General features: G+C 62.9%; 11 protein-coding genes and 1 pseudogene. 9 read left to right on the top strand and 3 right to left on the bottom strand.

Features of this window, described 5'->3' with window-relative positions; all coding sequences use genetic code 11:
* Positions 1-119: 119 nt before the first annotated feature.
* Positions 120-1,052: a LysR family transcriptional regulator gene (locus DIE23_RS21645; RefSeq protein WP_124614012.1), complete on the bottom strand. Its 933-nt coding sequence runs from the start codon at positions 1,050-1,052 to the stop codon at positions 120-122.
* A 195-nt stretch (positions 1,053-1,247) separates the two neighbouring features.
* Positions 1,248-2,399 (bottom strand): acyl-CoA dehydrogenase family protein, encoded by a 1,152-nt coding sequence (locus tag DIE23_RS21640; protein WP_047853010.1) that lies wholly within the window; start codon positions 2,397-2,399, stop codon positions 1,248-1,250.
* A gap of 242 nt (positions 2,400-2,641) precedes the next feature.
* Between DIE23_RS21640 and DIE23_RS21635 the strand changes: the two genes are divergently transcribed.
* From DIE23_RS21635 to DIE23_RS21595, 9 genes and pseudogenes are all read left to right on the top strand, one after another.
* Positions 2,642-3,517 (top strand): MaoC/PaaZ C-terminal domain-containing protein, encoded by an 876-nt coding sequence (locus tag DIE23_RS21635; protein ID WP_124614011.1) that lies wholly within the window; start codon positions 2,642-2,644, stop codon positions 3,515-3,517.
* Positions 3,518-3,541: 24 nt separating this feature from the next.
* Positions 3,542-4,291 (top strand): SDR family NAD(P)-dependent oxidoreductase, encoded by a 750-nt coding sequence (locus DIE23_RS21630; protein WP_124614010.1) that lies wholly within the window; start codon positions 3,542-3,544, stop codon positions 4,289-4,291.
* Between the two features lie 92 nt (positions 4,292-4,383).
* Positions 4,384-5,589, top strand: coding sequence for an acetyl-CoA C-acetyltransferase (locus DIE23_RS21625; RefSeq protein ID WP_057924855.1), 1,206 nt, complete (start codon positions 4,384-4,386; stop codon positions 5,587-5,589).
* Positions 5,590-5,604: 15 nt separating this feature from the next.
* Positions 5,605-7,557 (top strand): AMP-binding protein, encoded by a 1,953-nt coding sequence (locus DIE23_RS21620; protein ID WP_409364245.1) that lies wholly within the window; start codon positions 5,605-5,607, stop codon positions 7,555-7,557.
* 18 nt (positions 7,558-7,575) lie between these two features.
* Positions 7,576-8,757: a CaiB/BaiF CoA-transferase family protein gene (locus DIE23_RS21615; RefSeq protein ID WP_124614008.1), complete on the top strand. Its 1,182-nt coding sequence runs from the start codon at positions 7,576-7,578 to the stop codon at positions 8,755-8,757.
* Between the two features lie 754 nt (positions 8,758-9,511).
* Positions 9,512-10,693, top strand: coding sequence for a porin (locus tag DIE23_RS21610; protein WP_124614007.1), 1,182 nt, complete (start codon positions 9,512-9,514; stop codon positions 10,691-10,693).
* Between the two features lie 320 nt (positions 10,694-11,013).
* Positions 11,014-12,183: an alpha/beta fold hydrolase gene (locus DIE23_RS21605; protein ID WP_185646506.1), complete on the top strand. Its 1,170-nt coding sequence runs from the start codon at positions 11,014-11,016 to the stop codon at positions 12,181-12,183.
* 194 nt (positions 12,184-12,377) lie between these two features.
* Positions 12,378-12,528: pseudogene (locus DIE23_RS21600) on the top strand (ISNCY family transposase); the annotation flags it as partial.
* 398 nt (positions 12,529-12,926) lie between these two features.
* Positions 12,927-14,297: an MFS transporter gene (locus tag DIE23_RS21595; RefSeq protein ID WP_124614004.1), complete on the top strand. Its 1,371-nt coding sequence runs from the start codon at positions 12,927-12,929 to the stop codon at positions 14,295-14,297.
* Positions 14,298-14,410: 113 nt separating this feature from the next.
* On the opposite strand, the gene DIE23_RS21590 is transcribed toward DIE23_RS21595, so the two are convergent.
* Positions 14,411-14,599 carry a hypothetical protein gene (locus DIE23_RS21590; RefSeq protein WP_124502004.1) on the bottom strand — a complete coding sequence of 63 codons (189 nt, stop codon included), beginning with the start codon at positions 14,597-14,599 and terminating at the stop codon, positions 14,411-14,413.
* Positions 14,600-14,740: the final 141 nt, after the last annotated feature.

The following is a 14,740-nucleotide window of genomic DNA, read 5'->3' as shown; positions in this document are numbered from 1 at the left end:
TACGGGCTACGCCCTCCGCGCCAATGCGCGCCAGCATGAAAAACCAACCACTGTCAGATTTAGTCTAGTCCACTGCAAATTACCGGCGGTTGAGTGATCTCCGGAGCTAGCTTGAAACGTCATGTCACCTTGAGCGCGGCCATATCTGCTTCGAGGGCCATCGGAATCGATGCTTGCAACGACTCGACGAAGGTCCTGATCTTCGCGTCGAGATACTGGCGTGATGGATAGAGCGCGTAGGCTGTCAGTGACTGCAGCGTGTAGTCGGGCAGCACCCGCACCAATCCGCCACCTCGCAGTGTCGGCACTGCCGTCGACATGGGCAACGCGCCGACGCCAGCGCCAGCGCGTAAAGCAACGGCCAGCGCCTCTGCCGTATTGACCCGGAGTTTGGCCGGCGGCAGTTCAAACCTCACGTCGCCCTGCGGCCCGGTCAATTGCCAGTGGCTGTTCGGGAACACGGACGAGACGATTTGCAGGCAAGCGTGTTCGGTAAGCATGTGTGTATCAAGCGGCACGCCATGTGCGTCGAGATAGGCCTGTGATGCGCACAGCACACTGCTGAGCCCACCGAGACGCTTCGACACGAGCCCCGAATCCGGCAGGTCGGTCGCACTCAACTGCAACGATACGTCATAGCCGTCATCGATCAAGTCCGGCACATGCTGAGACAGCGTCAGCTCGACCAACACGTTCGGATAGGATTGCCGATATGCCAAAACGGCCGGCAATACATAGCTTTGACCGAAGCCCGGTGTCGCGTGCACTCGCAAGCGCCCAGCCGGCCTCGCATGCGCGTCTGCGGCCTCCGCCTCAGCCAGATCGATGCCGGCGAGAATCTGCTCGCACCGACTCAGATAGCGTTCCCCCGCTTCCGTCAGTGCGACCCGTCGCGTCGTTCGGTTGATCAACCGAGTCCGCAGATGCGTCTCGAGCCCACCTACCGCACGCGACACGAGCGCGGTCGTCACGCCCATACGCTCTGCCGCGCCGGTAAAGCTGCCCTCTTCGGCAACGCGCACGAAGAATTTCATTGCTTGAAGCTTGTCCAACCGATCATTCCCTAGTCAAATCGATCCGATCAAAGGTACGCGACAGACAGCCACATGCGTCTGAAATCGTGATCCTTCAAACGCACCAGCGTTACACGGTTCCCTTCAGCTCGATCAGCAGATCCTTCGCCGCGACGCGCTCACCCGGCTTCACATGCACGGCCGCGATCTCGCAGTCACGCTCCACATCGCGCTTCATTGAGCGTCACGAACCATGTTGCGGGCGATCACCACCTGCTGGATCTGGGTCGTGCCCTCATAGATGCGGAACAGGCGCACATCGCGATAGAAACGCTCGATCGCGTATTCGGCCATGTAGCCGGCACCGCCGAAAATCTGTACCGCACGATCGGCCACGCGACCGCACATCTCGGACGCGAACAGCTTCGCGCACGAGGCCTCGGTGCTGACCGGAAGCTTGTCGTCGCGCCGGCGCGCGGCATCCACCACCATGCAGCGGGCCGCGTAGATCTCAGCCTTGCTATCAGCCAGCATCGCTTGCACGAGCTGGAAATCGGCGATCGGCTTGCCGAACTGCTTGCGCTCCATCGCATAGGACAACGCCATCGACAGCATTCGCTCGGCCACGGCCACGCATACCGCGGCGATGTGGATGCGGCCCTTGTCCAGCACTTTCATCGCCGTCTTGAAACCCTGCCCTTCCTTCCCGCCGATCAGGTTCGCCGCCGGCACGCGCACACCGTCGAAGATCACGTCGCACGTATGGGCACCTTTCTGCCCCATTTTTTTGTCGCGCTTGCCGAAACTGATGCCAGGCGTCTTTGCATCGACGATGAACGCCGAAATGCCGCCCGAGCCTTTGTCGTCCGGATTGGTGCGGGCCATCAGCGTGAAGATGCCCGCATGAGGCGCGTTCGTGATGAAGCGCTTGGTGCCGTTGACCACGTAGTCATCACCATCCCGGATCGCCGTGGTGCGAAGCGATGCCGCGTCGGAGCCCGCTTCCGGTTCGGTCAGTGCGAAGGACGCGATCAGCTCGCCAGTCGCGAGTCGCGGCAAGTATTTCTCCTGTTGCTCGGGCGTGCCGTCGAACAGGATGCCCTGCGAACCGATGCCCACAGTGGTGCCCAGCAACGACCGAAATACCGGCGACGCGCGGCACAGTTCGAACACCGCCAGCACCTCCTCTTCCATGGTCAGCTCCAGACCGCCGAAGCGTTCCGGAATGGTGAGACCGAACAGGCCCATCGCCTTCATGTCGGCGACGATGTCGTCGGGAATCTCGTCGGTTTCTGCAACGAGTTCCTCATTAGGCATGAGTCGCTCGCGTACGAAGCGGGCGATGGACTCGAGCAGGCCGTTGAGCGTTTCTTGATCGCGAATCATGTCGGTACGCCAGATGAAAGGATGAACATGCTCCGATCCTGCGCCGGCCAACAACGCGATACAACCGATCCATCGAAAACGTTCCGCAGAATGAAAGTGCCACGACAAGGCTGGCATTGGCGATTGGCCACGAGAGGTACGGCAGCTCCTGCCAAGGTACGGAACAACGTCAGGTAATCCGTTGACCGCCGTTTGAGCCGGTTCCATCGTAAGCGCTCGAATCAACTGCCGTTACGTCGACCATGCCGCTCCAGCCCGATCATTTGCTGTCTCGCCCGTTCCCGTCCATCGAGCATGCGTACTCGCTGCGCGACACCCAGCTCTACGCGCTCGGCCTGGGCCTCGGCGCCGACCCGCTCGATGCGGGGCAATTGCGTTACGTCTACGAAGGCAGGGATGGTGGTTCGCTACGTGCGCTGCCGACCATGGCGAACGTGCTCGCGTATCCGGGCTTCTGGGCACGCGAACCGGACACGGGCATCACCTGGCAAAAGATCCTGCACGCGGAGCAGGAAATCAGGATTCACGCGCCCCTACCGGCCAGCGGCCGCGTCACGGGCACGACGCGCATCACCGGTCTGTGGGACAAAGGGGAAAACAAAGGTGCGTTTCTCCAGCAGACGCGCGACATCGCCGATGCCGAGACGGGAAACCTGCTCGCCACCGTCGTCCAGCTGAGCCTGTTGCGCGGCGATGGCGGGTTCGGCGAAGGCGGTAGCGCCGACGCCCTGCCGACACCGCACGCGATGCCTGACGGAGCGCCGGACTGTGTGTGCGAGTTGGCCACCCCAGCGCAACTGGCACTGATCTACCGATTGAGCGGCGACCTGAATCCGTTGCACGCCGATCCGGCCGTGGCCTCTGCGGCAGGGTTTCCCCGCCCCATTTTGCACGGCATGGCCTTGATGGGCGTCGCAGCGCATGCCGTGCTGCGTGCGGTGCTCGCCTACGACGACACACGCTTTGCAGGCATGCGCGTCCGCTTCACCGCGCCGGCCTGGCCGGGCGATACGCTGCGCACCGAGATGTGGGTACGCGGCAACACGGTTTCACTGCGCGTCACGGCCATGGAGCGCAACGTGGTGGTTTTGACCAACGCGCGGGTCGATCTGCGCTGAAACGCAATTCTTCAGGAGACACACATGGATCTGGGTTTGACCGGCAAAGTTGCCATCGTCACGGGCTCGGCTCGCGGCCTGGGCGCCGCCACCGCGCGCCGGCTCGCACTGGAAGGGGCGAGCGTCGTCATCACCGACATCAATGCCGAACTGGCGCAAGCCACGGCCAAGGCGCTGCAGGACGACGGCCTGGCCGCGCACTGCATCGTAGGCGACATTACGCGGGAAGCCGACGTCCAGCGCCTCGTCGACCAAACGATCGAGCATTTCGGTGGCGTGCACATCCTCGTGAACAACGCCGGTGCACCGCGCGACAAGTACCTGGTGAAGATGAGCGAAGACGACTGGGATTTCGTCATGAACGTCATGCTCAAGGGCGCATTCCTGGCCGCGCGGGCCGTCATGCCGCATTTCATCGAGCAGGGCTGGGGCCGGCTGATCAACATCAGCTCGCGCGCCTATCTGGGCAATCCCACGCAGGCCAACTACTCGGCTGCGAAGGCCGGCCTGATCGGCATGGCCAAAGCGCTGTCGATGGAGGAAGGCCGCTACGGGATCACGGCAAACTGCGTCGCGCCGGGCTTCATGGAAACGGAAATGGTGCAAGCGCTGCCGACCTACGAAACGATCAAGGAACGCGCCGTGGCCGCGCAGCCGATCAAGCGCGTCGGGCGTCCGGACGATATCGCCGACGCGGTGGCTTTCCTTGCCAGTGAGCGTGCAGGCTTCATCAGCGGCGAAGTGCTGCACGTCACGGGTGGACGCTACGGCTGATCCGGCGACGGCATTGCAACGAACATGGCTGCCGCCGCGTGACACGCGAGCGAGGGTGGCTGAATATTGATGACATTCAAGAGGCATTCGAAATGAAACGAGCAGCCATCGTCTCCCCGCTGCGCACCCCCGTGGGCGCGTTTGGCGGAGCGTTGAAGGGCGTTCCCGTGGAGGAACTCGGCGCGACCGTCGCGCGCGCCGTCGTTGAGCGTACCGGGCTCGATCCCGCACGCATCGACGACGTCGTGTTCGCGCAAAGCTATGCGAGCGGCGAAACGCCGTGCACCGGGCGCTGGGTCGCGCTGCAGGCGGGTTTTCCGATCGAAGTGGCTGGCATGCAGTTGGACCGGCGCTGCGGCGGCGGCGTCCAGGCACTCGCCACGGCAGCCATGATGGTGCAGACCGGCGCGGCCGACGTGGTGATGGCCGGCGGCGTCGAAAGCATGAGCAACGTCGAGTTCTATACCACCGACATGCGCTGGGGCAAGCGGGCGGGCTCGGTCACGATGCACGACCGGCTCGACCGTGGCCGTGAACGCTCGCAACCGGAAAGCCGCTTCGGCCGTATCAGCGGCATGATCGAAACCGCCGAGACGCTGGCGCGCGAATACGACATCACGCGGGACGCGTCCGACCGCTTCGCCGCGCGAAGCCACCAGCGCGCCGCCGCCGCACAGCAGGCCGGGCATTTCGACGCGGAGATCGTCCCCGTCGCCGTGCCGCAGCGCAAGGGCGATGCGCTGATCGTCAAACAGGACGAAGGCGTGCGCGGCGAAACCACACTGGAAAGCCTCGCGAAGCTGCGTACGATCATGAAGGACGGCGTCGTCACGGCCGGCAATGCGTGCCAGCAGAACGACGCGGCCGCCGCCTGCCTGATCGTGGCCGAGGACAAGCTCGACGAACTCGGCCTGACGCCGATCGGCTGGCTGGTCGGCTGGGCCGCCGCCGGCTGCGATCCGGCCCGCATGGGCATTGGTCCGGTGCCTGCCGTGCAGAAGGTGCTGTCACGCACTGGCCTGACGTTCGACCAGATGGACCTGATCGAGCTCAACGAAGCGTTCGCGTGCCAGGCGCTGGCGTGCGTCAAGGGCTGGGGCAGCTCCATGGATGCACTGGACGACCGGCTCAACGTGAACGGCTCCGGCATCTCGCTGGGCCACCCCGTGGGCGCGACGGGTGTCCGCATCATGAGCACGCTGCTGCACGAAATGCAGCGCCGCAAGGTCCGCTACGGCCTTGAAACGATGTGCATCGGCGGCGGCCAGGGCATCGCGATGATTGTCGAGCGCGCATAAGGCAGGAGACCGATCATGAGCAACCATGAATCCGGCCAGGTGTGGCAACCCGGCCAGCGCGAGCTGCAGCACGCCGGCATCGTGAAACTGATGCACGCATTGGGCGTGCCGTCGTATGAAGAACTGATGCGTGTGTCGATCGCGGAGCCGGAGCGCTACTGGACGACGGTGATGGACGAATGCGCAATCGCATGGGACGCACTGCCGACAGGCTACGCTGACCTGTCGCGCGGCCCGCAGTTTCCGAGCTGGTTCCCCGGCGGCAAACTCAACTGGGTCAACACCATCTATGGCTGGGCGCGCAACCCCGCCACTGCGCAACAAAAGGCCGTTGTCGCCGAGCGGGAAGACGGCAGCGTAAGCGAGCTGACCTACGCGGAGCTGGAGCAGCGCGTCAGCGATTTCGCCGCAGGACTCGTGCGGCGTGGTGTCAAACAGGGCGACCGCGTCGGCCTGCTGATGGAGAACGGCGTCGAGGCGACCGTCTCGTTGCTGGCCATCGTACATCTCGGCGCGCTGGTCGTGCCGTTGTTCAGCGGCTTCGGGGTCGATGCAATCGTGGCGCGTCTGTCGGCTGCCGAGGCGCGCATCGTGATCGCATCCACCGGCTTCTCGCGCAGAACCAAGCGCGTGGATGTACAGGGCGCGCTGCGCGACGCATGGCGCCAACTGCCGTTGCTCGAACACGTGATCTGGAAGCGCGGCGAAGACGACACCGCTCAGGACGCGCGCGACCTCGACTGGCAGGAAACGGCGAGCGCCGGACAGGGTCAGGGCGTCCCGCCGGTGTCCGTCACGCCCGATACGCCGTTCATGGTGATCTATACGTCGGGCACCACGGGCAAGCCCAAAGGCGTGGTGCATACGCACGGCAGCTTCCCGATCAAGATCGCGCACGATTCGCTGGTTCACTTCGACGTGCATCCCGGCGACGTCTACTGCTGGCCCGCCGACATGGGCTGGATCGCGGGCACGCTGGTGCTCGGCTGCGCGCTGCTGCGGGGCGCGACGCTGGTGTGCTACGACGGCGCGCCCGACTACCCCGACTGGTCGCGCATGTCGCGCGTGGTGGAACGTCACCGCGTCACGCACTTCGGATCGGCGCCCACGCTGATCCGCGGGATGGCCAGCCACGAGGCGCTCGCGCTCGCGGGCGATCGCTCCACCGTCCGATTGCTGATCACGGCGGGCGAAGGCATCGCGCCCGAGCATTTCAACTGGTTCCTGCAGCGCTTCGGCGACGGCACGGCGCCCGTCATCAACTACACGGGCGGCACCGAGGCGTCGGGCGCGCTGCTCGCCAGCGTCCCGATCCGGCCGATTCCGCCGAGCGGCTTCAACACCGTCTCGCCCGGCGTGGCCGCCGATGTGGTGAATGGCGACGGCCAGAGCGTGACCAGCGAAATCGGCGAGCTCGCGATCCGTGCGCCGTTCGTCGGCATGACGCAGTCGTTCTGGCGCGACGACGAACGCTACCTGGAAACCTACTGGCAAACCATCCCCGGCATCTGGGTCCATGGCGACCTGGCGCTGCGCACGTCCGATGGCAACTACTTCATGATGGGCCGTTCCGACGACACGCTCAAAGTTGCCGGCAAGCGCCTGGGGCCGGCCGAGGTCGAGGAAGTCGTGCTGGAACTGCCGGACGTGGCCGAGGCGGCCGCGATCGGCGTCGCCGATGCGGACAAGGGGCAGAAACTCGTCGTGTTCGTCGTGCCCAAGCCTGGCGCCGGTGGCACGGGTACGGATCTGGAGGCTATCGTGTCCGGCCACGTCGACAAGCGTCTCGGTCGCCCGTTCCGGCCGGGCCGCGTACATGTGGTCGCGCAACTGCCGAAGACGCGTAGCTCCAAGATCATGCGGCGCGTGATCCGTAGCGTGTACTGCGGGCAGCCCCCGGGCGACCTGTCGTCACTCGACAATCCCGGCGCGCTCGACGAAGTGCGCGCTGCCGCGACCTCCGCCTGACTCAACCGCACACGAAACATGAAAGTACTCGAAGGCATCAAGGTCCTCGATTTCGGACGCTTCATCGCCGGGCCGTTCTGCTCGGCGCTGCTGGCCGACTATGGTGCGGACGTGATCCGCATCGATCGCGTCGGCGGCGGCGAGGATCGATATATCGTACCCGTGACCGAACACGGCGAAGGCGCGCTGTTCTTGCAGGTCAACCGCAACAAGCGCTCGATGACGCTCGATCTCGACAGCCCCGAGGGGCGCGATATCGTGCGAAAGCTGGTCGTCGATGCCGACGTGGTGATCGCCAACATGCCGCCCCGCACGCTCAAGAGTCTCGGGCTCGACTACGACAGCCTGTGCGCGATCAAACCCGACATCATCCTCGTTGCGTCCAATGCATTCGGCAACAGCGAAGCCGTGCGCGACCGCGTGGGTTTCGATGGCGTCGGCCAGGCACTGAGCGGCGCGGTGTACATCGCAGGTACGCCAGATCGGCCGCAAAAGGCCATGGTTCCGGTGGTCGACTTCGCCACGGCGTTCTCGTGCGCGCTCGGCGTCATGCTGGCACTCTACGAACGCCAGCGCAGCGGCATGGGACAGGAAGTCAGCGCGTCGCTGCTGTGCACCGGACTGAACATGGCCAGCGGCGCGCTGATCGAGGAAGCGTTGCTCGGGCTGGATCGCCAGGCCACGCTGAACCGCGCGTCCGGCTATGCGCCGTCCGACATCTTCAAGGCGACGGACGGCTGGTTCATCACCCAGGTCATCGGCCGTCCGATGTTCAAGCGGTGGACACAACTCATGGGCCGACCGGAACTCCTCGACGATCCGCGCTTTGCCGACGATAGGCTGCGCGGCGAGAACGGTGCGTTCCTGAGCGAACTCATGAGCGAATGGTGCGCAGACAAGACGCTCGCCGATGCGCTGGGCGAACTGGAGCAGGCGCGCATCCCGGCCAGCCCCGTCAATTCGCCACGCCAGGCACTGGAAGACGAAACCATCAAGGCGGCCGACGTGATCCGCTGGATGGACTATCCCGGTGCGCCGAAGAAGGTGCCCATCTTCGCCACGCCGGTGTCGCTGTCGCGCACGCCGCCGGAGATCCATACGCGACCACCGCTGACCGGCGAGCATACCGATGAAATTCTCGCCGGCATCGGACTGGACGCACACGAGGTTGCCGATTTGCGATCGCGCAAGATCGTCTGATCTGCCCTGCCACATCGCCACGCGCACCGGCCGTCGATTCGACGGCCGGTGCATGACCGTTCCAAATGAAACAACGCACGACAAGGAACGTGTCGCGACATATGCCGCGGTGGAATTCAATCACGTCGGCCGGATACCGACGCGCTCATAAAACAAGTCGTGCCGGCACTCAAGCGTGCCGCACGTGATCTCGAGTTAGTGCTTCGTGACGCTCGCGACGAACCGCGATTACCGGCCTGGACACGCCCGGGCTGCCCCTTCGTGTCCGTAGCACAGAACCCATCTGTCTCATTCGCCAGATCCCCCTGCTCTACGACGAATACCCGTCTCGGACTGCGCGGATAGAACAACGATTGGCGACCAATCCGATAGCGCCTCCGTCACTCGTGGTCATCTGGGTACGCTTGACATTGTCTCTGGTAGCACGAGTCAGCACCAGATCGTTACCTCGCTTCGCTCTTGCCAACTTGACGAGGTTTACCCGTAGGGGTCTCCACCCTACCCGCAGGGCCTCGGATCATACGCATTCCAATGCACGGAATCAGACTGACCAACCGATTGACGATGATAGTGGTGGCGAATCTAATCATCGAACGTAGCGATATCTGGACCATGTAGATTCTCTTGTGCCGGGCTGAAGTCTCTTTCCAAGGAGACTCATCGGCTCTATTTAATAAGGCTTACGAATCAATTTTTGATCCGTGAATCGCCACGTCACGGCGAATAAATCTAGAAGAGACTTTGGAGACGTTCAATGAGAAAGGCAATTGCGCTTTGCGCAGCGGCAGGCTTCGTCAGCGGTACAGCAAGTGCGCAAAGCACCGTACTGCTCTACGGGATTCTGGATGAGGGTGCCAACTACGTCAGCAACGCGGCTGGCCATCATCTTTACAATCTCTCGAGCGGCGTCCTGAATGGCAGCCGCTGGGGGCTGCGTGTACGGGAAGATCTCGGCAGTGGCTATGGTGTGATCGCCGTGATGGAGAACGGGTTTGACGTGAATACCGGCAAACTCGGCCAAGGCGGCCTCGGATTCGGTCGGCAGGCGTACGTTGGCCTGTCCAGCCCGTATGGCACGGTAACGCTCGGACGACAATACGATTCCGTCGTCGATACGCTCGGCATATTCGAGGTGGGTGATCAATGGGGCGGCTCCATGGCCGCTCACCCGTCCGACAATGACAACTTCAACAATACCAACCGCGTCAACAACGCGATCAAGTACACCAGCCCGCTCTTTCATGGCGTGACGGCAACCGCGCTCTACTCGCTCGGCGGTGTTGCAGGACATACGGGCCGCAATCAGATCTGGTCGGCCGGCGCCAGTTACGTGAATGGTCCCCTTTCTTTGGGCGCCGGCTATCTCAACGTCCGAAACCCGAACACGTCGTTCTATGGCTCCGGCGGAACCGTCGCGGCCACCGTTAATGAAGTTCCGGGCTCGAACTTCGGCGCATCGCCGGTGATCTCGGGCTATGCGTCGGCGCATTCGCTGCAAGTCATCGGCGCCGGTGCCGCGTATACGATCGGCGCGCTGACGTTGGGAACGAACTACTCCAACGCACAGTTCCGTCATCTTGGCGACACGTCGAGCGGACCGGTGCCCGCTGGCGGCATCGCCGGAACAGCAAAGTTCGACAACGTCGAAGCGAGCGTGAAATACCAGTTCACGCCGGCATTCCTCATCGGTGCCGCGTATGTCTACACGAGGAACAGTGGCGCCGATTCCAAAGGTGGGGCTCACTACAATCAGGCTTCCGTCGGAGCCGATTACTTTCTCTCGAAGCGCACCGACGTCTACCTCGTCGGCACCTATCAGCGTGCCAGCGGAACCGATTCGACCGGTCGGGTCGCCGTCGCGTCCATCAATCAGTTGACGCCGTCGACCTCCAATCACCAAACCGCGATTCGCGTCGCCATTCGACATCGGTTCTGATCCGCTGCGATCCCGTCGACTCATGTGTCGAAGCGCCGCGCTGAAGCGATCCCGCTGGAGTAAAGGGCTCGTGAGGAAAGCGCGGCGCACATTTTCGGCATGCTTCCGATGAATTCGCAGTCCTTCCATTCAACAGTTGACCGACTATGCACACCATGAATAAAAACGAAGAAAACTGTCGGACCTCATCGACTGAGGTGAAACGAGCAAGTTCATCTCGCTCGATCAACGTTCATGGAAAGCATCTCAAGACGGCATCCATTGCGCGACGTTCGTTCGAATCACGAGGACGGAGAGGGTTTACTGCATGGATGATGGCGATGACATTGATGCTCGGCGCCTGCGGAGGCGGCGATGACGTCAATTCCGGGTATGCCAGACTGATGGCGGCAGTACCTCAGGCCGTCACGTCGGTACCGGACGCGCATGCAACGCTTCTCACCTATACGATGCCAGCAACGGCGGGCGGCAGTACGCCCGCGACTTCGTTGCTGTTCGTTCCTAAGGGCAATGCACCCGCGGGCGGATGGCCGATCGTCGCGTGGGCGCACGGTACGACGACCGCGGGTCAAGCCACATGTGCACCGAGCCTGACGCTGGACACACTCGACGGAGGACTGACCGCGCAAGGTTTCCCGAGCCATTACAGCGACTTCATTGAATCACTGGTCCATGCAGGTTATGCGGTGGTCGCTCCCGATTTCGAAGGACTGGGACCGGCCGAGAAGACCCCGTACCGATACTACAGTTCAGCAAGCGAGGCGCGATCGATCATTGCGGCGGTAGTAGCGGCGCGTGAGACCGATACGCCGCTTTCCACCCGTTGGGCGGCAGTCGGACATTCGGAAGGCGGACGCGGTGTCCTCGAACTCCAGCGTTTTGTCGGAGAAGCCACCGGCCTCGATTTTCGTGGCACCGTCGCCATTGCGCCCTTCACGTCCGTCGCTGCGTCAATCAACGGACTCAGCGACATGGCGGCTAACGATCCCACGAATACCGCGCTCTACACCGCAATCCAGAATTTGTTCGTCGGTATGCTGACTGTCGCGGTGCAAGTCGGCTCGCCCAATGTGGACGTTTCAAAGCTGATGGGAGCCGATCTCGCGTCCCAATTGACGGACCTGAAGACAAAGTGCGTGTTCGCGGCGTTTGGCCAGATCGGTCAGTTGATCGCGACGAAGACATCTGCCGGATACGCCGGATTCAATCCTCGGTGGAGTAGCGTGCCGGAAATGCAAGCCTATCTCGCCGCGAATGATCCGGCGGTTGCTCCCAACTTCCGGTTGATAGCACCCACGCTGATCCTTCAGGGGGCGGCAGACGTGTTCGTACAACCAACGCTTACGAGCAAACTCGTCTCACGGCTGCAAGCGACGACGCCACCTCCTCCCTCACTAGCGTACAAGACCTACCCGGGCATGGATCACGGCACGGTCATGACCGTTGCTGCATCCGACGTTATCGCGTTTCTGTCCAATCGATTCCAGTAACTGGCGCGTATCTACGGTACGGCTGCGATGACTTACATTGAGATATTCGTGTCACCGGACGTCCAGCCTACCGCATCGATCAACGCCGAAATCGCAACGCGGCGATGCAGCACGTCACTTCTCCCGTTAGCGGGACGTGCTCTCCGGGCCGCGTAAGCTGACCGGCCGCCGGGTGTTCGACGCCGGAGGCTGCGATGGCTGCAACGGAGCGGATCACGATGACGATGCGGGAGCTGGACAGATTCAAGGTCATTCAGGACGTGGCCGACGGCAAGCTCAAGCCATCGCTTGCCGCGGAACGCTTGGAACTGACGAAGCCGGCAAGTTCGCCGACCGGTCGCCAGGTTTGCTTTTTGCGTCCGATGAAGCGTGCTCTGGCAGGACACCTTTCGCGGACGCGATTGGCGTAGCGAGCAGCCCGCGCGTCGTGTTGCGCATGCAGATCATGCCGGTTCGACATCGTGCGCTGACGGTCGCGCAGCGCGAGCCGTAACGGCGTGAGGTGCTGTCGTCGAACGTTCCGCGAAATTCCAGTTCGGCATCTGCGTGCATTCAGTTCGAACATCACGCCAACCCCATCGTTGCCGCAGCGAATGACAATCCAATATCATATTACGATATATAAGGATCGCGAATTAAAAGACTTCGGACGCTGTGGCAGACACTCGCAGCTCGCGCTTGCCCGAACCTGTCGCGGGGCGTAATGTTTATTTCTCTATCGCCCTTTTCCGGGAGATATCAAAATGGCTGCCATGCAATCCGCGGCCACGCCCCTCTCCGACGAGGAAGCCCGGCGCCAGTTGCACCGCGCCGTCATCGCCAGCACGATTGGCACCACGATCGAATGGTATGACTTCTTCCTCTACAGCACGGTCACCGGCCTGGTCTTCGCAAAGCTGTATTTCCCGCAATCCCACCCACTCGTCGGCACGCTGCAGGCGTTCCTGATCTATGCCGTCGGCTTTGTCGCACGGCCGGTCGGCGCGGCGATCTTCGGCCATTACGGCGACCGCATCGGACGCAAGGCCACACTGATCGTGACCCTGTTGCTGATGGGGCTCGCCACGTTCGCCGTGGCCTTCGTTCCGACCTACGCCGCGATCGGCATCTGGGGCGCCATTATCCTCACGGTACTGCGCTTCATCCAGGGCGTCGGCGTGGGTGGCGAATGGGGCGGCTCGGTCCTGATGTCGATGGAGTGGGCGCGCACCAATACGCATCGCGGTTTCGTCGCGTCGTGGCCGCAGTTCGGCGTGCCTGCGGGATTGTTCCTCGCCAACCTTGCCGTGCTGGCCATGAGCTGGTTTTCCGGCAGCGCCTTCCTCGCGTGGGGCTGGCGCGTGCCGTTTTTCCTCAGCATCGTGCTGGTTGCGATCGGGCTCTATATCCGCCTGAACATTCTCGAGACGCCGATCTTCGCGAAGCTGCTGGCCGAGCGTCGGATCGAGAAGACGCCGATGCTCGAAGTGCTCCGCAAGCAGCCGAGGGATATCGTGCTGTCGGCGTTTGCGCGGATGGCCGAACAGGCGCCGTTCTATATCTACACGGCGTTCGTGTTCACTTACGGGATCACGGCACTGGGCGTCACGCGCGAACTGCTGCTGGCGGCGGTGCTGGTCGCATCCGTGGTCGAGTTCTTCACCATTCCGCTGTTCGGTCACGTGTCGGATCTGATCGGGCGGCGGAGGATGTACATGATCGGCGCGGCTACCGCGGGCGTGTTCGGATTCGTCTACTTCGCGATGGTCGATAGCCGGAATCCGGTATGGATCTTCGCGGCCATCGTGTTGTCGCTGGTCCCGCATTCGATGATGTATGGACCGCAGGCTGCATTGATTGCCGAGTCATTCACGGGGCGGTTGCGGTATAGCGGCGCGTCGATGGGTTATCAGCTCGCTTCGGTCATTGCCGGTGGTCCGGCACCGCTGATCGCAACGGCGCTATTCGCCTACTACCACTCGGGGTATGCGATCGCGGCGTACGTGCTGGTGTGTGCGGTGCTGAGCTTGGTCGCCGCATCAAAGCTCGGGGACTATACGAACAAGGATATTTCGCGGGAATACGACGACGCTCGGGGTTTGGGGGATCATGGGCACGCGCCGCCGGTGACTTGACGTGATTCGGCGCTCGCCGTCCGGCGGGCGCGTTTCACATGGATCGAAATTGGAAGAGCCGCCGGACGGTGAGATCGCCGCTGTCGCGCGGCGGTTCGCCCGGCGTGACCGGGTTATCGCTCGCTGACCTTCACGCGCGGCAGCCATTCAGCCTCGGCGCCCTGCGTACCTTTCAGATGAGCAGGCGTCGCGTCCTGCGCGTGCACGTCGAAACGCCGCGCCGCCTCGGTGTCGAGATGCCGGCCATCGAACGTCGACTGGCGACGGGTAATCATGTTGATGCGAAGGCGTTTTGCCGCCATGGTCGGTATTCCTTGAGAAAGCGGTACCCCGCCGGCTGGCGAAGTGCCATAGATTTACGCGAGAAAAATGTCGCTGCGATGACGCGGCGCGCGACGCGAATCCCCCACCCTCGCCTACTTCCTCCGGCAATCCCCCCTCAG

It is taken from the genome of Burkholderia sp. Bp9143 (genome assembly GCF_003853645.1).
GTDB lineage: Bacteria > Pseudomonadota > Gammaproteobacteria > Burkholderiales > Burkholderiaceae > Burkholderia.
This window is presented reverse-complemented; position numbering and strand designations above follow the sequence as displayed.

What these genes read in the sequence shown, in the direction of transcription:
- DIE23_RS21615 (WP_124614008.1), top strand. Translation starts at nt 7,576, where the DNA reads ATGAAAGTACTCGAAGGCATCAAGGTCCTCGATTTCGGACGCTTCATC.
- DIE23_RS21590 (WP_124502004.1), bottom strand. Translation starts at nt 14,599, where the DNA reads ATGGCGGCAAAACGCCTTCGCATCAACATGATTACCCGTCGCCAGTCG.
- DIE23_RS21625 (WP_057924855.1), top strand. Translation starts at nt 4,384, where the DNA reads ATGAAACGAGCAGCCATCGTCTCCCCGCTGCGCACCCCCGTGGGCGCG.
- DIE23_RS21610 (WP_124614007.1), top strand. Translation starts at nt 9,512, where the DNA reads ATGAGAAAGGCAATTGCGCTTTGCGCAGCGGCAGGCTTCGTCAGCGGT.
- DIE23_RS21620 (WP_409364245.1), top strand. Translation starts at nt 5,605, where the DNA reads ATGAGCAACCATGAATCCGGCCAGGTGTGGCAACCCGGCCAGCGCGAG.
- DIE23_RS21605 (WP_185646506.1), top strand. Translation starts at nt 11,014, where the DNA reads ATGACATTGATGCTCGGCGCCTGCGGAGGCGGCGATGACGTCAATTCC.
- DIE23_RS21595 (WP_124614004.1), top strand. Translation starts at nt 12,927, where the DNA reads ATGGCTGCCATGCAATCCGCGGCCACGCCCCTCTCCGACGAGGAAGCC.
- DIE23_RS21640 (WP_047853010.1), bottom strand. Translation starts at nt 2,399, where the DNA reads ATGATTCGCGATCAAGAAACGCTCAACGGCCTGCTCGAGTCCATCGCC.
- DIE23_RS21630 (WP_124614010.1), top strand. Translation starts at nt 3,542, where the DNA reads ATGGATCTGGGTTTGACCGGCAAAGTTGCCATCGTCACGGGCTCGGCT.
- DIE23_RS21635 (WP_124614011.1), top strand. Translation starts at nt 2,642, where the DNA reads ATGCCGCTCCAGCCCGATCATTTGCTGTCTCGCCCGTTCCCGTCCATC.